The 23,358-nt window shown below is 44.9% G+C and carries 24 protein-coding genes, 1 tRNA gene and 1 pseudogene; 20 read left to right on the forward strand and 6 right to left on the reverse strand.

The genetic code is table 11. The features are described from left to right. The first annotated feature begins 123 nt into the window (after positions 1 to 123). From AC1DOV_RS22240 to AC1DOV_RS22300, 13 genes are all read left to right on the forward strand, one after another. Positions 124 to 1,377 carry a methyl-accepting chemotaxis protein gene (locus tag AC1DOV_RS22240; protein ID WP_477551104.1) on the forward strand — a complete coding sequence of 418 codons (1,254 nt, stop codon included), beginning with the start codon at positions 124 to 126 and terminating at the stop codon, positions 1,375 to 1,377. A 100-nt stretch (positions 1,378 to 1,477) separates the two neighbouring features. Continuing rightward, on the forward strand, positions 1,478 to 2,473 hold the full coding sequence (locus AC1DOV_RS22245) for a PstS family phosphate ABC transporter substrate-binding protein (RefSeq protein ID WP_441885896.1): 996 nt from the start codon (positions 1,478 to 1,480) through the stop codon (positions 2,471 to 2,473). Between the two features lie 189 nt (positions 2,474 to 2,662). Then, positions 2,663 to 3,526 carry a phosphate ABC transporter permease subunit PstC gene (gene pstC / locus AC1DOV_RS22250; RefSeq protein ID WP_256711019.1) on the forward strand — a complete coding sequence of 288 codons (864 nt, stop codon included), beginning with the start codon at positions 2,663 to 2,665 and terminating at the stop codon, positions 3,524 to 3,526. A 1-nt stretch (position 3,527) separates the two neighbouring features. After that, positions 3,528 to 4,403: a phosphate ABC transporter permease PstA gene (pstA, locus tag AC1DOV_RS22255; protein ID WP_076270190.1), complete on the forward strand. Its 876-nt coding sequence runs from the start codon at positions 3,528 to 3,530 to the stop codon at positions 4,401 to 4,403. A 12-nt stretch (positions 4,404 to 4,415) separates the two neighbouring features. Further along, positions 4,416 to 5,171, forward strand: a complete 756-nt coding sequence (pstB, locus tag AC1DOV_RS22260; protein ID WP_308999341.1) for a phosphate ABC transporter ATP-binding protein PstB — start codon at positions 4,416 to 4,418, stop codon at positions 5,169 to 5,171. A gap of 108 nt (positions 5,172 to 5,279) precedes the next feature. Next, positions 5,280 to 5,939, forward strand: coding sequence for a phosphate signaling complex protein PhoU (phoU, locus tag AC1DOV_RS22265; RefSeq protein ID WP_076270305.1), 660 nt, complete (start codon positions 5,280 to 5,282; stop codon positions 5,937 to 5,939). A gap of 190 nt (positions 5,940 to 6,129) precedes the next feature. Then, on the forward strand, positions 6,130 to 7,668 hold the full coding sequence (locus tag AC1DOV_RS22270) for a GGDEF domain-containing protein (protein WP_477551105.1): 1,539 nt from the start codon (positions 6,130 to 6,132) through the stop codon (positions 7,666 to 7,668). Continuing rightward, positions 7,665 to 8,885 carry an EAL domain-containing protein gene (locus AC1DOV_RS22275; protein WP_477551106.1) on the forward strand — a complete coding sequence of 407 codons (1,221 nt, stop codon included), beginning with the start codon at positions 7,665 to 7,667 and terminating at the stop codon, positions 8,883 to 8,885. Before AC1DOV_RS22270 ends, AC1DOV_RS22275 begins: the two co-directional genes overlap by 4 nt. Positions 8,886 to 8,989: 104 nt before the next feature. Further along, positions 8,990 to 11,668, forward strand: a complete 2,679-nt coding sequence (gene polA, locus AC1DOV_RS22280; RefSeq protein WP_441885888.1) for a DNA polymerase I — start codon at positions 8,990 to 8,992, stop codon at positions 11,666 to 11,668. Positions 11,669 to 11,716: 48 nt separating this feature from the next. Next, positions 11,717 to 12,559 carry a DNA-formamidopyrimidine glycosylase gene (gene mutM, locus AC1DOV_RS22285; protein ID WP_477551107.1) on the forward strand — a complete coding sequence of 281 codons (843 nt, stop codon included), beginning with the start codon at positions 11,717 to 11,719 and terminating at the stop codon, positions 12,557 to 12,559. Positions 12,560 to 12,699: 140 nt separating this feature from the next. Further along, the gene (locus tag AC1DOV_RS22290) at positions 12,700 to 13,422 is read left to right on the forward strand and encodes an MntP/YtaF family protein (protein ID WP_076270184.1); all 723 of its coding nucleotides are present in this window, start codon (positions 12,700 to 12,702) and stop codon (positions 13,420 to 13,422) included. Positions 13,423 to 13,437: 15 nt separating this feature from the next. Continuing rightward, the gene (gene coaE / locus AC1DOV_RS22295; protein ID WP_441885881.1) at positions 13,438 to 14,034 is read left to right on the forward strand and encodes a dephospho-CoA kinase; all 597 of its coding nucleotides are present in this window, start codon (positions 13,438 to 13,440) and stop codon (positions 14,032 to 14,034) included. Further along, on the forward strand, positions 14,031 to 14,597 hold the full coding sequence (locus AC1DOV_RS22300) for a lytic transglycosylase domain-containing protein (protein ID WP_441885878.1): 567 nt from the start codon (positions 14,031 to 14,033) through the stop codon (positions 14,595 to 14,597). Before coaE ends, AC1DOV_RS22300 begins: the two co-directional genes overlap by 4 nt. Positions 14,598 to 14,704: 107 nt before the next feature. Here AC1DOV_RS22300 and AC1DOV_RS22305 read toward each other — a convergent pair whose 3' ends face one another. Beyond that, positions 14,705 to 14,923 (reverse strand): alpha/beta-type small acid-soluble spore protein, encoded by a 219-nt coding sequence (locus AC1DOV_RS22305; protein ID WP_053377233.1) that lies wholly within the window; start codon positions 14,921 to 14,923, stop codon positions 14,705 to 14,707. A gap of 143 nt (positions 14,924 to 15,066) precedes the next feature. On the opposite strand from AC1DOV_RS22305, the gene nrdR reads away from it, so the two are divergent. Continuing rightward, positions 15,067 to 15,549, forward strand: a complete 483-nt coding sequence (nrdR, locus tag AC1DOV_RS22310) for a transcriptional regulator NrdR (protein ID WP_053377232.1) — start codon at positions 15,067 to 15,069, stop codon at positions 15,547 to 15,549. A 43-nt stretch (positions 15,550 to 15,592) separates the two neighbouring features. After that, positions 15,593 to 15,668 (forward strand) — tRNA-Ala (locus AC1DOV_RS22315). A gap of 311 nt (positions 15,669 to 15,979) precedes the next feature. On the opposite strand, the gene AC1DOV_RS22320 is transcribed toward AC1DOV_RS22315, so the two are convergent. The 3 genes from AC1DOV_RS22320 to AC1DOV_RS22330 all read right to left on the reverse strand — a co-directional run bounded on the left by AC1DOV_RS22320 (position 15,980) and on the right by AC1DOV_RS22330 (position 17,948). Then, the gene (locus AC1DOV_RS22320; RefSeq protein ID WP_477551108.1) at positions 15,980 to 16,606 is read right to left on the reverse strand and encodes an FMN-dependent NADH-azoreductase; all 627 of its coding nucleotides are present in this window, start codon (positions 16,604 to 16,606) and stop codon (positions 15,980 to 15,982) included. 70 nt (positions 16,607 to 16,676) lie between these two features. Further along, on the reverse strand, positions 16,677 to 17,261 hold the full coding sequence (locus AC1DOV_RS22325) for a DUF3238 domain-containing protein (protein WP_441880826.1): 585 nt from the start codon (positions 17,259 to 17,261) through the stop codon (positions 16,677 to 16,679). A gap of 102 nt (positions 17,262 to 17,363) precedes the next feature. Then, complete coding sequence (locus AC1DOV_RS22330) at positions 17,364 to 17,948, reverse strand: DUF3238 domain-containing protein (protein ID WP_441880827.1); 585 nt, start codon at positions 17,946 to 17,948, stop codon at positions 17,364 to 17,366. 151 nt (positions 17,949 to 18,099) lie between these two features. On the opposite strand from AC1DOV_RS22330, the gene AC1DOV_RS22335 reads away from it, so the two are divergent. From AC1DOV_RS22335 to AC1DOV_RS22345, 3 genes and pseudogenes are all read left to right on the forward strand, one after another. Next, a complete protein-coding gene (locus AC1DOV_RS22335) occupies positions 18,100 to 18,573 on the forward strand; it encodes a MarR family winged helix-turn-helix transcriptional regulator (protein WP_441880828.1) in 474 nt (157 codons plus the stop codon). A 160-nt stretch (positions 18,574 to 18,733) separates the two neighbouring features. After that, positions 18,734 to 18,880 carry a hypothetical protein gene (locus AC1DOV_RS22340; RefSeq protein WP_441880955.1) on the forward strand — a complete coding sequence of 49 codons (147 nt, stop codon included), beginning with the start codon at positions 18,734 to 18,736 and terminating at the stop codon, positions 18,878 to 18,880. A gap of 53 nt (positions 18,881 to 18,933) precedes the next feature. Then, a pseudogene (locus AC1DOV_RS22345) lies at positions 18,934 to 19,134 on the forward strand (DDE-type integrase/transposase/recombinase); the annotation flags it as partial. A gap of 181 nt (positions 19,135 to 19,315) precedes the next feature. Here AC1DOV_RS22345 and AC1DOV_RS22350 read toward each other — a convergent pair. Continuing rightward, positions 19,316 to 20,959, reverse strand: a complete 1,644-nt coding sequence (locus AC1DOV_RS22350) for a M56 family metallopeptidase (protein WP_477551109.1) — start codon at positions 20,957 to 20,959, stop codon at positions 19,316 to 19,318. Positions 20,960 to 20,961: 2 nt separating this feature from the next. Then, a complete protein-coding gene (locus AC1DOV_RS22355; protein WP_441880830.1) occupies positions 20,962 to 21,354 on the reverse strand; it encodes a BlaI/MecI/CopY family transcriptional regulator in 393 nt (130 codons plus the stop codon). A gap of 220 nt (positions 21,355 to 21,574) precedes the next feature. Between AC1DOV_RS22355 and AC1DOV_RS22360 the strand changes: the two genes are divergently transcribed. Beyond that, on the forward strand, positions 21,575 to 22,135 hold the full coding sequence (locus AC1DOV_RS22360) for an RNA polymerase sigma factor (RefSeq protein ID WP_477551135.1): 561 nt from the start codon (positions 21,575 to 21,577) through the stop codon (positions 22,133 to 22,135). Further along, the gene (locus AC1DOV_RS22365) at positions 22,116 to 22,808 is read left to right on the forward strand and encodes a DUF4367 domain-containing protein (protein WP_477551110.1); all 693 of its coding nucleotides are present in this window, start codon (positions 22,116 to 22,118) and stop codon (positions 22,806 to 22,808) included. Before AC1DOV_RS22360 ends, AC1DOV_RS22365 begins: the two co-directional genes overlap by 20 nt. The last annotated feature ends 550 nt before the right edge of the window (positions 22,809 to 23,358 follow it).

Below are 23,358 nucleotides of genomic sequence, written 5' to 3' on the forward strand. Positions count from 1 at the left end.
TTTTACGGAAATTAAAAAATATATTGTCGAATTTAACATTCCGATAACATTTCTACCTAATTCAATTGATGCTTGCGACCTATAGTGAGTGCATAAGGAAAAAGAAGGAAGGGTGAGGGTGAAGTGACAGCGACTGTTCTAGATAAAGAAAAACAATCAGCTATCGAGAAAAATGAGCGTACTGCTCCAAACACACCACTTAACGGAAACGTGCAACAACCGATTGAGGTAAAAGGAACCGATGAAAGGACTGTTAAGCAAGCGGAGCAGCGTGCTGATGAAAGAACAATGCATCCGGTAAAAGCAGAAACAACGCGCCTGCATCATTTTTTGCGTCAGGCTCCAACAATAGACGCAGAGCATACATGCCGGCAGACGATCGCTGTGTTTAAGAAGCATCCGGAAAGTGAGTGCATTATCGTAACTGGGGAGCAAGGGGCTCCTATCGGTCTGATGATGCGCAATCGGTTCTTCCTGAAGCTAGGCCATCGCTTTAGCGCAGATTTGTATGATGACAAACCAATTACAAAGCTTATGGATGCGAGTCCGCTCGTAGTCGATTATGATTATGCACCGCAGCAGCTCATTGACAGCGCATTAAGCCGCCACGAGAGTGTGCTTTACGATTGTGTCATCGTTACGTTAAAAAATAAGCTTGCAGGTATATTGACTGTGTCGGACATGCTCAAGATTTCCCGGCTGCTGCAGCAGGAAGCCGTTGATGCGCAAATGAGTACGATTCGCTCAGCAGAGCAGCGGGTGAGAGAGATCGAACAAGCCGTCAGCAGCGTTCGCAAGTCAACTGAACAAGGCGAGTCAATGTCTGTAGATATGGTCGATTTGACCCTAACCGGCAAAAACGAGCTGGATAAAGTAACAAAAGCTTTTAACGCCATGACGCTGAGTTCTGAGCTTCAGGAGAAACGGATGAATGAGCTTCAATCTGAGGCGGGGTCTATCAGCAAAGTTTCTTTATTAATAAAAGAACTGGCAGAGATGAGTAATCTACTCGCGCTGAATGCTTCTATAGAAGCAGCCCGTGCAGGGGAGCATGGGCGCGGGTTTGCGGTAGTAGCTGGTGAAGTGATGAAGCTGGCAGGCCAAACGAAGCAATTTGCGAACGAAATTACGACGTTAACAAAAACGATAGTTGATGCCATTACGCAAACGACAAGTCTTGCTCATTCGGGACGAATGGAGACGATCGCAAGCGAAGCGAATATCAATCAAGCCGTGGAGGTGTTTAATCATCTTTTCCGAGCGGCAGCTGATAATCGCAATAGCGCGAAGCAAATTGGCGTTTTATCGGAGCAGGCACATCAGCAAGCCGTTCATATCGCAGTCGAAATGAAAAAATTACAGCAATCTTATTTTTAACATGGAGTTTACAAAAACAGAATACGAGGTTTACAAACGGCTAGTAGTATAAGAGGCACGGGGATGAACCCTTACAGACATAATAAGAGGAGTGGTAGAGTTGTTAAAGAAAAAAGGGTTTAAAGGAATTCTAATGTTGTCGATGGTGACGCTGCTCGTATTCGCAGCTGCATGTGGTAATAATAGCGGAAATAAAGGTTCTGAAAATACAGGATCTAAGAATAACACTGCAACTAACGCACCAGCTGGTGAAGATGTGAAATTGTCAGGCGAGATTAAAATTGATGGTTCAAGCACAGTGTTCCCACTTACAGAAGCAGCAGCTGAAGAATTCAACAAAGAGCACAAAGATGTACGAGTACCGGTTGGCGTATCTGGCACAGGCGGCGGCTTTAAACAATTTTGCGCAGGCGAAATTGCCATTGCAGATGCTTCCCGTCACATCAAGGATGAAGAAGCAGCAGCTTGTAAAGCAGCTGGCATCGAATATACAGAGCTTTCTGTAGCATTTGACGGTTTGTCTGTTGTTGTAAGCAAAGACAATGACTTCATCGACCACTTGACAGTTGAAGAGCTGAACAAAATCTTTACAACTGGCAGCACAGTAACAACTTGGAAAGACGTTCGCGACACTTTCCCTGCTGAGCCGATCGTAATGTTCTCACCAGGCGCTGATTCCGGAACTTATGACTACTTTAATGAAGCTATTCTTGAAAAAGCAGGCATTCGCAATGATAAAGCAATCAGCTTCTCTGAAGATGACAACGCACTTGTTCAAGGCGTAGCAGGCAGCAAATACGGCATTGGCTACTTCGGTTTTGCTTACTTTGAAGAAAACCAAGATAAATTGAAAGTTGTTCCTGTAGACGGCGGCAAAGGCGCTATTGCACCAACTTATGACACAATTAAAGACGGCACTTATGCTCCATTGTCCCGTCCGCTCTTCATCTATGCAAACAATAAAGAGCTTGAGCGTCCAGAAGTGAACGCATTCGTTAAATACTATATCAACAACATCGGTACTTTTGCTGGCGAAGTTGGTTATGTATCCCTTCCAGATGAGCAATACGCAACTGAAGCAGCAAAAATTAAATAAGTAACAAACGACCTGATGAAAATGTGTGGTGTCTCGAGGGACATCACCTTTTTATCGGCACAAATGTAAACGAATTGTAAAGGCAAGAAGGAGGACGCTGCAATGCCAAGCCAAGGGCTGCAAACGGTCAGTAAGGCTCAAACAAACAGCAAGGAAGTCTATGATTTCAAAAATAAACGCGTAAGCATCATGAACAAATTGATGCCAATCCTATTGTTCCTGTGTGCATCCGTATCTGTTCTAACTACAATAGGTATTGTCGTCACACTCATCTCAGAGACCTATCAGTTTTTTCAAAAAATACCGATTTTTGATTTCTTGTTTGGGACCAAATGGTCACCGTTAATTCCGCCCAAAAGCTTCGGCGTTTTGCCGCTCCTGTCAGGCACGCTCATGATTACGTTTATCGCTTGTTTAGTCGCTATCCCTCTAGGGCTTGCAAGTGCCATTTACTTATCAGAATATGCACCGAAGCGGGTTCGTAAAGTAATTAAACCGATATTGGAGGTACTCGCAGGAGTTCCAACCATCGTATATGGTTACTTTGCTCTTAGCTTGGTTACACCTCTTATTCAAAGTATTTTTCATAGCGCCGGCGTGTTCAACGCATTAAGTGCCGGTATTGTTGTCGGTATTATGATTATTCCTATGGTTTGCTCGCTAAGTGAGGATGCGATGTCCTCTGTACCGCGCAGCTTGCGTGACGGCGCTTATGCGCTTGGCGCAACACGGTTCGAGGTTGCTTTGAAAATCGTTGTGCCAGCAGCCTTTTCGGGTATCGTGGCTTCTGCCGTACTTGCTTTCTCAAGGGCGATCGGCGAGACGATGATCGTTACGGTAGCGGCAGGCTCTACACCTAATATGACGGCTAATCCGCTCGAGAGCATCCAGACGATGACCGCTTATATCGTTCAGGTCAGCCTTGGGGATACGCCGCATGGAACGGTTGAGTATGGATCGATCTTCGCGGTCGGCATGACGTTGTTCGTCATTACATTCCTACTCAATATTCTTGCCCAGTACATTGCAAGAAGATTCAGAGAGGAGTACTAAGATGAACATATTTCTAGATGCTAACCGCAAGCAAATTGCTAATCGGCGGAAAAAGGATTGGATGCTTCATATCCTGTTCGTCGCCGCCACTTCCATCGGCGTTCTCGCGCTTTGCGCGTTAATCGTAGATATTTTGATCGACGGTATTGCAAGGCTCCAGCCTGATCTATTCACGAACTTCCCGTCTCGCAAAGCGGACGGTTCCGGAATGAAGTCGGCGCTGGTTGGTACGATTTACATGCTGCTTATTATGGCGCCTATTTCCTTTATTTTTGGAGTAGGAGCTGCGATTTTCTTGGAGGAATATGCGAAAAAGGGCCGGATTACCCGGATGATTCAGCTTAATATCAGTACACTAGCGGGCGTTCCGTCCATCGTATACGGTATTTTGGGCTTAACCTTGTTCGTACGACTGCTCGCTCTTGATCGCAGTCTCATTGCAGGGGCGCTCACGATGACGCTGCTTGTGCTTCCTATTATTATCGTATCTGCACAAGAAGCGATTCGTGCCGTTCCGAAATCACGCCGTGATGCTTCGTTCGCTCTAGGCGCGACCAAGTGGCAGACCGTTTCTCGCTCTGTTATGCCCTCAGCTCTTCCGGGCGTACTAACTGGCGTCATTCTTGCTATGTCTCGTGCAATTGGAGAAACGGCACCGCTAGTTATGATCGGAGCATTAACGTATGTTGCCTTTTTGCCAGAAGGTCTTAAGGATTCGTTTACGGTTATTCCTATTCAGGTGTACAACTGGTTGTCCAAGCCACAGCTTGAATTTAAGGAGCTTGCGGCCAGCGGTATTATCGTTTTACTAGCGCTGCTGTTGCTAATGAACTTTTCGGCTATTTTGCTTCGCAACAAGTATCAGAAGAATATTTAGGAGGAAAACGATATGGAAGCACTTATTAATATTAACAAGCTGAATTTGTTTTACGGCGCTTTCCACGCTTTGAAGGATGTAACACTAACGATACCTGAGAAAGCAATCACTGCATTCATCGGTCCATCCGGCTGCGGAAAGTCAACTTTGCTTCGTACACTAAACCGTATGAACGATATGATTCCGGGCACTCGGATCGAGGGTGGTATCGCCATTGGCGGTACTGAAATTTACTCGAATGAAGTGGATGTTGAAACACTGCGCAAAAAGGTCGGCATGGTATTCCAACAGCCGAACCCATTCCCGAAATCAATCTATGATAACGTGGCATACGGTCCTCGCCTGCATGGTATTACTAGCAAGCGCGAGCTCGATGAAATTGTAGAAACAAGCTTGAAATCCGCGGTATTGTGGGATGAAGTAAAGGATCACTTGAAACGTTCCGCTTTCGGTTTATCTGGTGGACAGCAGCAGCGCCTTTGTATTGCCCGCGCACTTGCAGTAAACCCAAATATTTTGCTTATGGATGAGGCGACATCAGCGCTTGACCCGATTTCCACGCTGAAAATTGAAGAGCTTGCTCAAGAATTGAAAGATAAATACACAATCGTGATGGTTACTCACAACATGCATCAGGCAGCCCGCGTATCCAATCAAACGGTGTTTTTCTTGAATGGCGAGGTCGTTGAATACTCGGATACGGAGAAGCTGTTCTCCAATCCAACCGATCAGCGCACAGAAGATTATATAAGCGGACGTTTCGGCTAAACCAAACGGATCGTGGGAGAAAACTTTTATTCAAGAGGCTTAATCATATCATTTTGTCCTTGCGAATGATGTTGTTTTACAAACCTTGTAGGGGGAATGCCGTTCATGATGACCACGCGTAAAGAGTTTGACCAAGGACTAGAGCATCTTCATAATTTGCTGATTGATATGGGTACTTTTGTTGAAAAAGCGCTCGTAGAATCGATGGAAGCATTAAAAACCGTTGATGTTGACCGTGCGAAGCAGGTCATAAAGCTGGACCCGTCGCTAAACCAAATGGAAGAAAAGATTACGGAAATCGGCTCGAAGCTGATCGCTACGCAGCAGCCTGTTGCCAAGGATTTGAGAAGAATTCTGTCCTCGTTTAAAATCGCAAGCGATTTGGAGCGTATGGGCGATCTCTCCGTTGATATTGCTAAGGTTGTATTGCGTTTAGAGGGTCAGGAGCTAATAAAACCGTTAATCGATTTGCCGCGTATGGCAGAAATTGTTCAGCTTATGACATACGAGTCCATTCAATCGTTTATTCAAGAAAACGTAGACCTGGCTTACAAAATGGCGAAGGACGACGATCAGGTTGATGCCCTATATGGACAAATTACGCGCGAGCTTTATTCCCTTATGATGGAAAATCCTCGCAACATTACACAGTCATCGCTTCTCACTCTCGTCGGACGTTACCTCGAAAGATTCGGTGATCACGCAACGAACATCGGTGAGAGCGTCGTTTATCTCGTAACGGGCAATCGTCCGGATTTGAACGTATAACCTACTTAAAACATACTTAAGACCGCCCACGCTTAGCTGCTGGACGGTTTTTTTGTTTAGGAGAAAAGCACTAAGAAAAATGTCGAATTTTACCGCAAGTTAATCCTTTTATGCATCTCTATTCACAATTGGCTGGTAAAGTAATACATAAAGGAACTGAAATAGACGATAGTCGATTGAGGGGATTGGCATGAATGGAGTCGGGGTTGGTTTATTCAATCGAGATATGCTCCGCAGCATAAAAGAGCGCTGGCATGAAGGCGGAATTGGTGTCATCTACGTCCGTTTTCGCATTGGGAACACAGCAGCAGAATCAGCATTGCAGCTATGGGAGGGCACGGAGGCAAGGCTTTTCTGGCGTCAGCGCCTTGAATGGGATTACTTTTATTTATTTGATCGGCAGCAGAAGGATGAACCGATCATTCGAGTGGTCGAGAAAGCGATGGAGCGGCTTATTGATAGGCTAAGGAAGTCTGATGCAAAAAAAGAAGACGGGGCTTTCTCAGACACCGATCTGGAGGTAAGCATAGGTCTTTCAACGGCATACCCTCCAGCAACCGGCCGTTCCTCGGAGTCGGTTGTTTATCGGATGATTCTTGATGCGATGGAGCAAAGCGCATATAACGTTACTCTCGGAAGGAACCGCCAAGAATCTCTATCCGAAGGCAAACCGAAAATAGAAAACTACGGTCAGATCATCGGAGCAGGCGAGCCAGTGCAGCAGCTGCATTTGCCGGGGAACCATAGCCGAACCGTTCGAATTGGCGGGCTTGCTGCACCTTTTCCGATATTTCCTGCCCGGGCCAGGGTGTCCGAGGTTGCTTATTTTTTCGATACGAATGCGAAGGCGCAAGGCGCGGTCATTGTCGATAAAGGCAGACCAATTGGCATCTTAATGAAAGAGAAGCTGCATCAAATGTTAGCCGGCCAATTCGGGCTGCCTCTTTATTGGAACAGACCGATTGAGCGGATTATGAACAATCAACCGCTTATTGTGGATGAGCAGCTTACTGTCGAGCATGTATCTCAGCTGGCAATGGCAAGGGATTTCTCACAGCTATACGATGTCGTTCTTATTACGAAGGATGGACAGATGGCAGGAGCAGCTACGATCAGGTCTATTTTGGAATGCATGACGGCGCTTCGCACGGAGGCAGCACGAACAGCTAATCCGCTTACGGGGCTGCCGGGGAACGAGGAAATTCAGCTGGAACTGAGCCAGCGGATCGGACAAAGTGAGCCGTTTGCTGTTGTCTATGCGGACTTGGACTATTTTAAATGGTATAACGATTCCTTGGGTTTTGGGCTCGGTGATAATTTGATTCGCTATTTGGGAGATATTCTGCGTATGGAGCTTGATCAGCTCGGAGCAGGCGACGACTTTGTTGGACATATAGGCGGAGATGATTTCATTGTGGTAATGAGAGCAGATTCGGCCGAGCAATTATGTCAGGCTATGATTAAGCGTTTCGATAGCGGGATTAAAGCATTTTACGGCGGCGCCCAAGTAACGACAGTTGAGGATCGAGAGGGCAATCTCATTGATCAGGAGGGTGTAACGCTTTCTTTGTCACTCATGTTATGGGATGGCAGAGTAGCGCTTACGGCAGATGATATTCCGAGGATTGCGGCAAAGCTGAAGAAACAAGCGAAAGCTCTTAAAGGCAGCGTCTATGTCATGGATCAAATTATAGGAATGCATCATGGAGAGGAACGGAACGGAAATTGAGACAACTACGGGACATATGGCGGCTAAACGATACGGAAAACGTGAGCTCGGGTCATCTTGGTATTATTTATTTATCATGGCAGTTTCCTACGGATGTTCGGAAAAATCATTTATCCGCGCAGCATGAGAAATGGCGTGTTTTTGCAGAGAATGAGGTGAAGGCTGCATTTGGAAGCTCTTTACTATATGAAGGGCTGCAATGGATGAAGGAGGATTTATTTATCCATATGCGTTTGCCAGCCGGGCATCAAATGCTGCAGGAGGACTGGCTTCTTGAGCTGGCCTATAAGCATACCGCTGATTGGGAGAAACAATTTGCAGAGGAGATCTGCTATGAGGGGCTAGCTGATGTGTTTGGGAAGCTCCATGTTGGTGTATCTGTCGTACCCAATGACAATGACCCTGTGGATGGCCTCGTCTGGTATGATGCGATGAAAAAAGCAATTTTGCACGGGCAATCTGCAGGATCGATGGAACGAAGCTTGAAGCGCCGAGCGCTGGAACGAGTCATTAGCGAGCGGCTTATTCAGCCAGTATATCAGCCTATCGTATCGCTGCAGCGCGAAGGAGAGGTATTTGGCTTCGAAGCGCTATCACGTACGCAGGATCAAACTTGGTTTAATGGACCTATGGAGCTCTTTCAGTGTGCTGAGCAGGAAGGATTGACTTATAGCTTGGATAGACTGGCTAGAGAAAAGGCGATAGACGGCTGTCTGAGGCTCATGCCAGGGCAAAAGCTATTCATCAATGTGATGGCGCAAATTATGGAGGATCCAAGCTTCTCGCCTGGCCAAACACTCAGTCTGCTGGAGCAGCATAAGCTATCGCCCCATCATGTCGTATTTGAAATTACAGAACGAAGCTCAATCGCGGATTTTGGCTCTGTGAAGAAGGCGCTGGAGCATTACCGAAGCCAAGGTTATCAAATTGCAATTGATGATGTTGGAGCGGGTTATTCGTCATTGCAATCTATCGCTGAGCTGCGACCTGATTATTTGAAGGTGGATCGGTCGATTATTCAGAATATCCACTTGGATGAGATGAAAGAGCATATTTTGTACACGCTGGTTCAGATTGCAGCAAAAATGGATATTTCCATAATTGCCGAAGGCATAGAACTTGAAGCGGAGCTTGCGAAGGTGCGTGAGATGGGGATTGAATATGCTCAAGGTTATTTATTAGGCAGGCCTGCTCCATTTCATTCCATGATGATGTAACCGATACAAAAAAGGGCTATCCCATCGCAGTGATGCTTGGGAATAGCCCTTTTTGTGGTATACTTAAAGGTATGAATGTTACATAAAGAAGGTGTTGATTCCTTATGGAAAAATGGATGCTAATTGACGGAAACAGTATAATCTACCGTGCATTTTTTGCTTTGCCGCCGCTTACGAATTCGGCGGGCAATCACACGAATGCGATTTTTGGGTTTACAACGATGCTGCTTAAGCTGCTTGAACAAGAAAAGCCGACTCATGTGCTGGTTGCATTTGATGCCGGCAAGGTCACTTTTCGCCATGAAGGTTATGCGGAATATAAAGGCGGCAGACAAAAGACACCGCCAGAGCTGTCAGAACAATTTCCAGTGCTTAAGGAGCTGCTTCAAGCCTTTAGCATTTCGCAGTTTGAGCTGTCCGGTTATGAGGCCGATGATATTATCGGTACGCTAACGAAGGCAGCTGACGAGAAAGGTGTAGAAACTTTTGTCGTTACTGGAGATAAAGATATGCTGCAGCTTGCTTCAGACAAAGTAACCATTGCGGTAACACGCAAAGGCGTTAGTGATGTTGAACTTTACACACCAGAGACGATCCAAGAGAAATACGGCCTTGTGCCGATGCAAATTATCGATCTTAAGGGGCTCATGGGGGATACCTCTGACAACATCCCTGGTGTTCCGGGCGTAGGCGAAAAAACGGCGCTTAAGCTGCTTCATGAGCATGGATCCGTTGAAAGCGTGCTTGATAACTTGGACAAGCTGAAGGGCAAGCTGAAGGAAAACATTGAGAGCCATAAAGATGATGCTACGATGAGCAAGCGCTTGGCGACGATCTTCCGTGAAGTGCCTATAGAAAAGTCTATCGATGACATTCGTTATGCCGGGTATGATGGTTCGAAGCTGGCTGAGGCGTTCCGCAAGCTGGAATTTAAATCATTAATTGATCGCCTGGAGCTAGGTGCTGAAGCGGGTGATATGGATAAGGAAGCCGAAGCTGCTGCAGCTGATTTGAATATTAATGTGATCGAATCAGAAAAAGACGCAGAGATGCTGGAGAAGCTTATTCAACTGCTCCAGAAGTCGGACAAAAATGGCTTGTATATCGAAGCCATTGGGGAGAATCCGCATCATGCCGAGCTGATTGGCCTTGCTATCGCTACTGATGAAGCTGTGTTTGTAATGCCATATTCAGTGCTTAAGCAGCCTTTCGCAGCGAAGCTTCGCGACTGGCTCGAACAAGCGGACAAGCCGAAATACGGCTTTGATCTCCATAAGGTGGAGCTGGCACTCAAATGGAGCGGAATCAGCTTCGAGGGTTCTGCTTTTGATGTGCAGCTGGCAGCATATTTGCTCGATCCTACAGAAGCAAGCCAGACATTAAGCGGCATTAATGAGAAGCAAGGCTTGTCGACACTGCCGCCGGATGAAGCTGTTTATGGCAAAGGCGCGAAATTCAGAGTGCCTGATGCCGATACGCTTTACCGCCATTTATCGCTGAAAGCGGAAGCGGTTCGGAAGCTCGTGCCTCTGTTAACCGAAGAGCTAAGCAATACGGGCATGAGCAAGCTTTATTTTGACATGGAGCATCCATTGTCCCGCATTCTTGCAGGGATGGAGTTTCAGGGCATTAAAGTAAAGTCGGAGGAGCTGGAGGCGCTTGGCCGTAATTTGGAGAGTAAGCTGACAACAATCATTAGCAGCGTGTACAAGCTTGCTGGTACGGAATTTAATATCGGATCGCCAAAGCAGCTGGGTGAGATTTTATTCGAGAAGCTTGGCCTGCCTGCTAAGAAAAAGACGAAAACAGGTTATTCGACGGATGCTGAGGTACTGGAGGAGCTTGCTCCTTATCACGAGATTATTCCGCTTATCCTGCATTATCGTCAGCTCTCGAAGCTGCAATCTACTTATGTAGAGGGCTTGCTTAAAGAGGTGCGCAAGGAAACAGGCAAAATACACACGTATTATCGCCAGACCATTGCAGCTACCGGTCGTCTAAGCAGTCAGTTCCCTAACCTGCAGAACATTCCGATTCGTCTTGAGGAAGGACGCCAAATTAGGAAAGCCTTTGTACCGTCCGAGCCGGGCTGGTCCATCGTAGCAGCTGACTATTCACAAATTGAGCTTCGTGTGCTCGCACATATTGCTGATGATGAGAATATGAAGGAAGCGTTCATTAAGGACATGGATATTCACACCAAAACCGCGATGGATGTATTCGGCGTAACTGCCGAGGAGGTTGATTCCAACATGCGTCGTTCGGCAAAAGCGGTCAACTTCGGCATCGTGTATGGCATCAGCGATTTTGGCTTATCGCAAAACCTTGGCATTTCCCGTAATGAAGCTGGAAAGTTTATTGCAGATTACAAGGAAGTTTTCAAAGGCGTTCGCCAATATATGCACGATATCGTTCAGCAAGCGAAGCGCGACGGGTATGTGGCTACACTGCTTGAGCGCAGGCGTTATCTGAATGACATCAATGCTTCTAATTTCAACTTGCGATCCTTTGCTGAACGTACGGCGATGAATACACCGATTCAAGGTACTGCGGCAGATATTATTAAGCTGGCCATGGTCCATATGGATGCTGCGCTGCGCGAACGCAAGCTGAAGAGCCGCATGCTGCTGCAGGTGCACGATGAGCTCGTGTTCGAAGTGCCGCAAGAGGAGCTGGAGCTGATGAAGACGCTTGTGCCTGAAGTGATGGCTGGAGCGCTCAAGCTTGACGTTCCTTTGAAGGCCGATATGAGTTTCGGTGACAATTGGTATGAAGCAAAGTAACCCACTGGCGGGCAGTTTCGGGTATAATGGTTGTTGAGGTGAGGAGAAATGCCTGAATTGCCAGAGGTAGAAACAGTAAGAAGAACATTAATTGAACTTGTAGCGGGAAAACGAATCCAATCAGTAACCGTTAGACTCCCGCGTATTATACAGCGTCCAGCAGAACCTGAACAGTTCGCGGATGCGCTTGTCGGACATACGATCCAGACGGTTGAGCGGCGCGGCAAGTTTTTGCGGATCATCTTGGACGGGCTCGTACTTGTATCGCATTTGCGAATGGAAGGCCGATATGGGGTTTTCCCATCGGAAGAGCCGATTGAGCTGCATACCCATGTTATCTTTCATTTTGAAGATGGCACGGATTTGCGTTATAAGGACGTTCGCCAGTTCGGTACGATGCATTTATTCCAAGAAGGGCAGGAGCTTGAGCTTCCGCCGCTTAACAAGCTTGGTATAGAGCCGCTTGAGCCAGCTTTTACGCTAGAAGCGCTTCGCGGAAAACTCGAGAAACGCGCGACTAAGATTAAGCCGCTATTGCTTAATCAAGAGCATATTGTCGGTTTGGGCAACATCTATGTAGACGAAGCTTTATTTCAAGCACGCATTCATCCGGAGCGAACACCTAACACATTGAAGCCGGCCGAATGGAAGCGACTTTATGAAGCGATACGCTCGACACTGGGAAATGCGGTTGAAGCAGGCGGTTCGTCCATTAAATCGTACGTTAATGGACAAGGCGAGATGGGAATGTTTCAGCATCAGCTGCTTGTATACGGCAAGAAGGATGAGCCTTGTCCAACCTGTTCAAGACCGATTCATAAATTTGTCGTTGGCGGCCGAGGTACGCATATTTGCAATAAATGCCAGACATTGCAAGCATCAGGAAAATAATACGAATCGCAGCAAATGTTAACCAGCATGCACAGTCAAATACTCCCCGCATATGATAAGTGTGTTACGAACAATAGGCGGATGTCTACTTACAGCTTCTTGTAAGCCGGATCGCCGCTGTGCGGGGAGGGACTAAAACATTGTTCGCGCATGTAGTTTCACTATTAGTTCTTGCTGTTGCTGTTAGCGTAGACGGTTTTGGTGTTGGCGTTACTTACGGTTTGCGGAGGATCCGCATACCGATCGTGTCAATACTGATTATTGCTTGCTGCTCTGGTATTATTATTTATTTGTCCATGCAGGTTGGCGGATTGATAACCACGTTCCTGTCTGAATTCGTTGCGCGTCTCATTGGCGCATGTGTCCTCATGCTGATTGGTGTCTGGGCGCTATTGCAGCTTAGACGAAACAAACAGCAGCAGGATGATGTGAGGCATGAGCACGTAGAAACCGCAGTACAAGAAAGTGCTGCTTCGGCAGAAGCTGGCGCAAAAACACATGCCGGAGAGATCGCGAGTGCTGCGCTTGTCGTTATGGTAGAGCTGAAGCGTCTAGGGCTCGTTATTCAGATTTTGCGCACGCCACAGTCGGCTGACGTCGATAAATCAGGCACCATCTCTGCATCGGAGGCCGTCATGCTTGGCTTTGCATTATCACTTGATGCATTTGGAGCTGGACTTGGGGCTGCGTTGATCGGATTGCCTTCCTTACTTACGGCTTTAACGATAGCGGCGGCAAGTGCGCTTTTTCTTGTTGGCGGTATCCGTTTTGGCTTTCGTTTCTCCGCTTGGAAAGGCATGCAGACATTAGCTATGCTGCCAGGCATATTATTAATCATAATCGGAATCATGAAGCTGTTATAATTTGAGGTGAAAAGGATGATAATCGGATTAACCGGCGGTATTGCCAGCGGCAAAAGCACAATCGCAAACATGCTCGTCGAACGCGGTGCGCTGCTGGTCGATGCCGATCAAGTCGCAAGGGAGGTTGTACTTCCCGGGGAACCAGCATTAGAGGCAATCGCCTCTACGTTTGGACAAGCTGTCCTTGAAACAGACGGTTCTCTTAACCGCAAAGCTCTCGGCGAAATTGTGTTTCGCGATAAACAATCACTAGCAAAGCTTGAATCCATAACCCATCCAGCTATACGGGCGCGGATGCAGCAAACCATACATACTTACGCAGAGCAGTATCCAGAACGATTAGTAGTAGTTGACGTGCCGCTGCTATACGAGACGAAGCAGGAGCATCTGTACGAGGGCATATTGGTCGTATATGTACCCGCGGAGCTTCAAAAAAAGCGCTTAATGGAACGAAACCAATTGCCTGAGGAAGAAGCAAGCCGGCGCATCGCATTGCAAATGGATATTGAGCAAAAGAGACTGAAAGCGGATTGGGTCATCGATAACAGCGGATCGCTGGAGGAGACGCAGCATCAGCTGGATGAATTTTGGAAAAGTAAGTGTATGCCATGAGGGTATTCCAAAAGAAAAGGGTGCTGCTCGTCCTGCTGCTTGGTTTATTGACGATTTTATTTCTCAAATCAGATTGGCTTGCGGAGTGGATGTATCCGGTTCATTACAAAGAAGACATTCGTGCAAGTGCTTCTAACTATGGCGTTGAGTCGCATTTAGTGGCCGCGATTATTCGCAGTGAAAGCAATTTTCAGACAGGCAAGGAATCGAAGAAGGGTGCACTGGGCTTAATGCAAATTATGCCTGATACGGCTGCATGGGTCGTTCAAAAAGCAGGATTTCAAGCCGTAACGGATGACATGCTAATGAATCGTGCAGACGTTAGCATTGAGGTTGGTGCGTGGTATTTAAGATCTCTTAATCAACAATTTGATCAAAATAAGATAGCTGCAATTGCTGCATACAACGCGGGTCCAGGAAATGTTCGCAAGTGGCTTGATTCGGGGACTTGGGATGGAACAATCGAATCGGTTAAAGAAATTCCGTTTGGAGAAACTAGACACTATGTGCAGCGAGTCATTTACTATTATAATAAGTATAAGGACTTATATCCTAGTCTTTAATGGATGATCCTTAACGATAACGAAAATAAATGAAGCCTTGGAGGCTCGTCTCTTCATGGACGAGCCCTGCCAAAGCTTCGGTTATTCATACAACTTTTAATGAATCATTATTTGTATTGACCAGCAAGGGATTGCTCGGCAATTTGCACTAGGCGACGGGTAATGTATCCCCCGATGGAGCCTGCGTCTTTTGTAGCCATGTTGCCGTAGTATCCGTCTTGCGGAATTGCGATGCCTAGCTCTTGAGCAACTTCATATTTCATTTGGTCAAGGGCAGCTGTCGCTTGTGGCACTACCAATTGGTTACTGCTGCGGGATGCGCTCATGTATGTTCACCTCCTTGCGGTTGGTAAAAGTATTATGTGCAAAAATCTGAACTTCATTACAGGAATTACATGGAAATTAAAATTTTTTTTCGAAGAGTCCATTTTTGAGGCTCAAGCGACTAAGAAAGGAGGCAATACGCATCATGAAATGCCCATACTGCGACTATGCCGGAACGAAAGTATTAGATTCAAGGCCCGCCAACGAAAACAAATCCATTCGCCGCCGCCGTGAATGCGAAAAGTGCAGCCGCCGCTTCACGACATTCGAAATGATTGAAGAGACGCCTCTGATCGTCATCAAAAAAGATGGCAGCCGTGAAGAGTTCAGCCGTGACAAAATATTGCGGGGTCTTATCCGCGCCTGCGAGAAGCGTCCGGTTCCAGTGGAGCGCCTAGAGGTAATCGTATCCGAGGTTGAGAAGGAGCTGCGCACAACGGCACATGCCGAGGTTGATAGCAGCGATATTGGTGGAATCGTTATGAACGAGCTTTATCCTGTAGATGAGGTAGCTTATGTCAGGTTCGCATCTGTTTATCGCCAATTCAAGGACATAGATATGTTCATGAAGGAGCTCAATAATTTGCTGTCCAAACACCCGCTCAATGGTATGATAGATAAAGATTGACAGTTTTGACGACCCTATGCTAAGATCAATCTTGTCGTCATTTGGGGCCTTAGCTCAGCTGGGAGAGCGCATCGCTGGCAGCGATGAGGTCAGGGGTTCGATCCCCCTAGGCTCCACCATAATAAACCATTCAAACCACTTCTGTTGAAGTGGTTTTTTTATTATTTGGTGGAGCCTAGCAAGGGGCAGATCGCGCGCACGAAGCGTCAGTGTAGGAGCACGGCATCGAAATTTACCGCTGAGCAGTGCATCATTGAAAAAGCTTCTGTGAAAGTTTAATCAAAATTTCGATACCCCGAGGTTCAGTCCGCGCGGACGTAATGAAGTGAGTGGGCATCGAAGGAAAGTAGTAAGAAAAGCCAATAAAAAAGCAGTACCACCACTATAAAAGTGTTGATACTGCCATATTCAGTGGTAATTGTTTTACTAGTTAGAATTTACTTGCTACTTTAAGAGCTTTTTCAAGACCATCCGCAATTATCTCTTCTGCTTTTTCTGGGAATTGATTGTGGCCTTCTATCACAATTGTCTCTGTATCATTTACTCCGAAGAAGCTCATCATACTTGCTACATATTTAACAGCCATTTCAACGTCAGCTTTTGGTCCTTCAGAATATACACCGCCACTAGCGTTTAATAATGCAATTTTCTTATTCCCCATAAGTCCCACTGGACCGTCTGGTGTATATTTAAATGTTTTACCTGCTCGGTTTAAATAATCAATATATGTGTGTAGCACAGCTGGGATTGTTAGGTTCCATAATGGGAAACCAAACACAACTTTATCAACAGCAAGGAATTGATCTAAATATTTATCAGCAACAGCTACTGCTTTTGCTTCTTCTGCTGTTAACGCAAGTCCTTTACTCGTTTTAAAAGTGCCATTAATCATATCTACGCCTACATATGGCAATTCTTCCTTGTATAAATCAAGCTCTATTATTTTATCATTTGGATGCGATTCTTTGTAACTCGCAAAAAATGCATCATATAATTTTACACTGACTGATTGATTTGCTGGGCGATTGTTTGCTTTTACGAATAAAACTGTTGTCATTTGTTCCTCCTGGTGTTCACTACTCTAAGGTGTTTTATTTTTAATTACTAAAAAGTTCATCATATTGGCTTCACAATATCTTTTTGAATCTATACTCCATATCCCCACCCATAGCTGCAGGTGTATCACCAGTTTCTCTGAAATCATGGGTATAAATTTGTTCAAACGGACCCAAATTTACTTGCTTATAAAATTCATAACAAGGGAATCCATCGTGTTCCCCTTGAATGTCGACAATACCATCTTTTTTGACAAGTACAGTTAATAGATAGTCAACAGGAGGTGCTAATACATTTAATGGGTTGCTAGCACTTGCACTCATTTGAAATTTGACCTCGTCTGACTCCCATACAATATCCGTGCACAAAATGCCTTCCGTACTAGCTTTTCCTGATCTTTTATTAATGGAACCATCAGGAGTTGTGATTTTTTCTGTTGTTATGCCAGTATTCACATATGTGAAAATTTCTTTTTTGTAGAAATCTACAATTACTTCTTGTTCAATTCTTGAACGCAAAGTGTTTACTGCATAAGGTGTAAACTCACGTGAGTCACCTTCGAATTCGATTGTGTTACCCGTTTGAATATCTTTCCTAGGTTCAGTCCAAGATGTTGGAATAAATACACTTGCTCTAACTTTAACGATAGTAGTCATGAGAATACACCTCTGTAATGTTTAATATTATTTTTCGTATGGTTAAATGCTTGCTTTTCCTTTAATATTTGCTGTTTACAATCTTCTACTTAATATTTATTTCTAGAGTGTCGCTTTGAAATTGTATTCCATTTCCCCAGCTAGCGCTGCTGGAGTGTCACCAGTTTTTCTGAAATCATGTGTATATATGAATTCAAATGGACCGAAATCTGTTTGTTTATAAAATTCATAGCAAGGGAACCCATCATGGAAACCTTCGATATGTGCATCCCCACTTTTGTTAACGTTTATAGTTAATACATAGTCAGCTGCAGGTGCTGCTGTATTCAACGGATTGCTGGCACTTGCCCTCATTTCAAAAGAAACATCATCAGCGCCCCACATAACATTCGTACATACAATGTTTTGTGTATTTGTTTTTCCTTTTTTATGTTCGATAGAACCGTCTGGATTTGTAATTTTCACAGTCGTAATACAAGCATCTGCAAATGTGAAAATTTCTTTTTTATAAAAATCAATAATCACTTCTTGCTCTAATCTTGATCTCATTGTATTTACAGCGTAAGGTGTAAATTCGCGTGCATCACCCGTATATTCGAAGATCCTTCCAGTTGAAGGATCTTTAATAGGTTCCAACCAAGCATACGGTGCAAATACACTTCCTCTAATTTTAACGATATTAGCCATAAGAACCCTCCATAATTTATTAATTTTGTCTCGGTGAATTCTATTTCTTTCACAATCGTAATATAGTCAACTTGATTGACTATATTATGCATAGTACAATGAACTCTGAACAAAGTCAACCTAGTTGACTTTATTGAAGGAGGTAATATGTATGAATAATCAATTTTTTAGTGAATTAGATCTTACATCCCTTTTGTCATTATCTTTTAGTGTATCGATTAATGAACTACATAACAGATTGAGTGAATTGGGATTTGATGATATTAGACCTGTACATGGTTTTATGTTTAAATGTATCAATCCTAATGGAGCAACAGGTATAGAACTAGCCGAATATTTAGGAGTTACAAAGCAAGCTGTGAGTAAAATGGTGGATTATCTCGAGCAATGTGGTTATGTAATACGCAAAGCTCATCCCACTGATAATAGAGGGAAAATTATTATTTTGACCGAACGAGGTTGGTTAGTAGTGAAAGCAAAAGAGAAGATTCTAACTGAGATTGAGCAACGTTGGATTGAAAACATTGGAGCAGAACGACTGCAAATGATCAAAGAAGATTTATCAAAATTAATTTATGGAGCAAATGAAGGTAATTTACCAACAAGAGTAAGACCTGTGTGGTAATCATAGAAAATTAAAACCTCTTCTATGATTGAACTGCACCCCCAAAAATAGACATTAGAAAAAAAACTGGGTTAATCTAAACTATTTTAGGGGGTGTTTGGCATTGGCTACAAAAGGACAGAAGTTTAAACGTTACAGTTAGGAGACCAAGCTAAAAGCAATCGAGCTAAAGCTAGGTGGCAAAACAAAAAGGGAGATAATAAAGGTATTGGGGATTGAAGATGAAGGTCAGATTAAGATATGGATGCGTAAATACAAGCAACTCGGAGAGTACAGGCTTATGGATAATAGAGGGCGCCGTATGTAGGACGTGTAGCGGAGAATAAACTTAATCGTGATTTTACAGCCGACAAACCCAATCAGAAATGGGTCATGGATATTACTCAGTACCGCGTGTTCGATCAGAAGATTTACCTGTACGTTATTAAGGATTTGTTTAATACTGAAATTATTGCTTATCACATGAGTTTCAACAATGAAAATCCGTTGGTATTAATAACGTTTGAAAAGGTATTTAACAAGCTGACTCCGGTTGAGTACCGTCGCCAGCTTGTTTCCTAGGGCTTTTTTCAATGTCTATAAAATCGGGGCTTGACCATGCAGCATAGGTTTTTTTATTGTCTACAAAATGGAGTCTTGTTCAGACTGCTGCACTGATTATTTAACTATCGTTCTCCGATTGTACATTTGTTGCCCTAAGGCCTTGCGGTAGCAGTTGATAGCCTCTAGTCGTTCAGCTCATTCACAGAAAAGGGTTAATATTTGTAATATCTCCAGTGGATCGATCCACTGTTACAAGAAACCGGCCATCGCTGGTAGGATTACCCTCGGAAGAAGGTTTAATTTCGAATAAAACAAGTGAATCATTGGCGTAGCTATGTTCTGTTGTTGTAATTTGTACTTCTTGAACACTAACGTCCAAGAATTGTTGAGCCAATTGAGTCGCTTTCTCTTTACTTTGGTCTATTGAAATCCATTGTTCTTTTTGTATTTCATTGATTTTGTTTGATTCTTTAGCTGCCTTCATATCGTTAATACCAATTATTTTATTATTTTGACCAACCCATACACGCATACTGTCGTCTGCGGTTACATAAGTGGCAGTTTCTCTTTCATCTTTTATAAGTGAAAATCCAGTCAGGTTAAAATACTTCTGCAATACGAGAGTAGCTTCTTCTGCAGTATTGACTGTCAGGCTTTGGATTTGGCCGCCTCCAGGCTTCGATAGCTTTGCCACTTCCACTGTTTCATTTGATTGGGTATTCCCTTGAGCATTTACTAATGAGAATGAGCAGACAGTTAATAGCGTTGCTAATCCTAAAACAGATAAACGCATAGAATTTTTCTTAAAATGTTTAATCATGAGTATTCTCCTCTTGAGATGCTTGTAATTACCCGATAATCCGACCAAACCTGGATATCTCTGGGCTCCTGTATAATGCTCCAATAAATTAATGATCGTCTGGCCGTAAGCTGCTTTGTGTTCAGCATGGATGTAGGACAAGGCTAATGCATCACAGGCTATCTCTTGATCTGCTCGCATTCGTGCGTAGACAACCCACATTATCGGATTAAACCAATGTAAAATAACCAGAACATGCATGAGCCAATTCATCGCAACGTCCCTGCGCTTGATATGTGCCAGTTCATGATTGAAAATATAACGGAATTGATCGGCATCCATCGGACGAATCAACGAACTGGATAATAAAATCCTTGGTTTCATAAACCCATAAACCGCAGGACTCGGCACTGCATCTGTTACGGTCAGAAGAATCGGTTGTTTGACCGACATTTGGCGCTTGCATTGCTCGAATACTTGTAATACCGCTGGATGGGTTACATTGGGCTGTTTTTTAATTCGTCTATACACGTTGATATTGGCTATAAGGGTTACAAGGCTCAAGATTATGACCCCTAGCAACCAACCAAACAACAGGATGTCTCGCAGCGTTATTTTGGATAATAGATCCACAAACGATTGCTTTGCAAGGACTTGTTTTTCAGGAACATTCGCAGAGGAATGAACTATGACATCGGATGGATCTTTGAGTGTCCATTCGCTCGGTGAATCCACGTTGTTCTTCAACTGATTCTTTCGTTCATAAAGATTGGAAATATCATCGAGCGATCCTAAAAGGGATTCATTAGACAACTGCTGCTTCATTGGCAATAGATTGTATACGCTGTACGAGCTTTCTGGCGCCCAAGGCAATACGAGCCGAATGACAACAGGAAACCATAGGAGATAATGCCACTTCGGCTGCAACTTGTTTCTGAGCATCCATTTGATCATGACAATGAGAGCAACCAGCACACTTGCCATCAACGAAGCGCGAATCACCCAGTCGAAAAAAAACTGCATATACATCTGCACATATGTCATGGCTATTTGCCTGTCTTCGATTTGTTATCATCGAATAATTGTTTCAGCTCATTGATTTCCTGTTCCGTCAGTTTTTTCTCCTGAAGGAAGTTCGCAAGCATCGGTTTAATGGCTCCACCGTACAATTTTTGCAAAAAACTTTTTGTTTCACTTTGCAAATACTCATTTTCTGAAACCAAAGGATAAAACATTTGGGCTCGTCGAGATTCGTCTTTGTTGATTCCAACCGCTTCTTTCTGCACCAGACGGTTAAGCAGCGTACGAATCGTCTTCGGACTCCAGTCCATTGTTTCCGTTAGTTGTTTAACAATTTCGCTGGATGGACATTCCTTCCTCGCCCAGAGGATTTTCATAACTTCCCATTCTGCATCTGTGATTTGTGGTAATTTTGTCATACTCGAAACCTCCCGTTACATGTAAAAGGATCACAATTGTAGGCCTACAAATCATATACTACACGTGTAGTCCTATTGTGTCAACGAACATCTCGTACCATTCACTTCCTATAACGACGAAAATAATAATAATTATGATGTGTAATACCTCTAGGTGGGAGATCCAGTGCAGCGAAAAATGCGCTCAGGCCGTCTAATAGGTGGAGGTGATGATTCAGTGATGCCGGCCGGCTCGAATAACAAGGAAAATTTCGCGAAAGATCCCACTCAAGCTCTAGAGCAGCTGATGGAAAGCTTTGGCTCGACGATCATGCGCACCGCGTATTTTTATACCGGGGATCGGCATTTTGCCGAGGATATCAGTCAGGAGGTATTTCTTCGCGCTTATCGCAACTGGAACTCGTTTCGTGGAGATAGCGCGGTTAAAACCTGGTTGACGACAATCGCTATCAACGTTTGCCGGGACAAGATGGGCGTACGGATGTTTACGGAACAGCCGACCGATCCCAGCCTGATGGAGCGGGGACGGATATTCAACGTAGAAGAAGAAGCGCTTAAAAGATTGCAGAAAAGCGAGATTTTGCGGCATATGCTGCGTCTGCCTCTGCCGTATCAGGAGGCTTTGTATTTATATTATTATCTGGACTTGGACACACGGGAAATTGCGAAAGCGACGTCGTCGCCCGAGGGTACCGTGAGAAACAGACTGCACCGGGCGCGCGAGGCGTTGGCTCGGGAAATGCGCAAGGAGGAGACAACCGATGACGGACATGGAGCGTAATTTACGTCAACATTTGCAAAAGGAGTCGGATGATATGTTGTTTTCTAAAATGGAATTGAGCGATAGCGTTAAACAGAAGATCAGGAAACAAGCCGCCGCGGAAGCGAGAGGCCGCCGCCGATTCGTTCTTCCGAAAGCCTGGCTTGTAGGAGCGGCAGCGCTGGTCGCGGCAGTCGTCATAGTGGCGGGATTGCCGATGCTGCAAGAGCCCGCCGCAGTCCCGACGCCAACGGATAATTCGTCGGAAATCGTGCCGCCAGGAAACGGAGGAGCCACAGGCTCGGAGTTGTCCCAATTGATTACAACTCCATTAGGAACGGCGGAGGCAGCGAAAGCAGCTTTCGGTTCCGGTGTGCTTGTTCCTCAAGTCGCCCCGGAAGGCTTCAAGCTGGCTGAGATCGTCGGCGTGGGAATGAAGGACCAACCGCTCAGAGATTTAAACTTCACATACGGCTCGGGTGATAAGACGGTGACGTTCAGCGCGAGCCGCATGCCGGCGGCGTTCCCGATGGACCTGTTCACACAGACCAAAGTGGGCGGAGCGGACGGCCTAATTTTCGAGCAAGCCGAGTTCACGGAGCTATTTTGGGTGGTTGACGGCATTCAGTATAGCGTGTCCGGTCCGATTTCGGGCGACGAGGCCATGAAGGTAGCCGAATCGGTGGAGCCTTAATGAGTTGATGCGTGTATATCGTGAATGAATGGAACGCCCCACCCGTCGAATGCTAGATAAAAGGGGTAGTGTAATAGCCCCACACGGGAGAGCATATCACTTGCAGATATGAGGTCAGGGGTGAGGGTCGCCCTAGGCACCTCCAAACAATTAATTCAAACCACTTCATCTGAAGTGGTTTTTTTGGTGAAGCCTAGTTGCTTCAGATGATTACAGGAAAAATTGAAATTTAGGATTGGAATCAAGATTGAATGCAATCTACGGTTGAGCCAGTTCATTGGAACGAGGGGGCAGGGGTTGACGAACTGGTAGATTCGAAAATTACAAGTTGAATTGTGATTGGGGACGATACCACATGATAGCGAGACGGCGCTCTGTTTTCATTAAATTAATATTGCCCCTGTAAAGGATAAGACTACCTCATTGGAACTTTATTGCAACACTCGTATGATAAGATAAGTCCCCAATATACAAATCGTGTTCCGGGAACTTATTACAGGGTTAAAAGAAGTAGTGAGATTACGTTATTTGCACGTACGCTTATCGCTCT

It is taken from the genome of Paenibacillus sp. 01T47 (assembly GCF_056398245.1).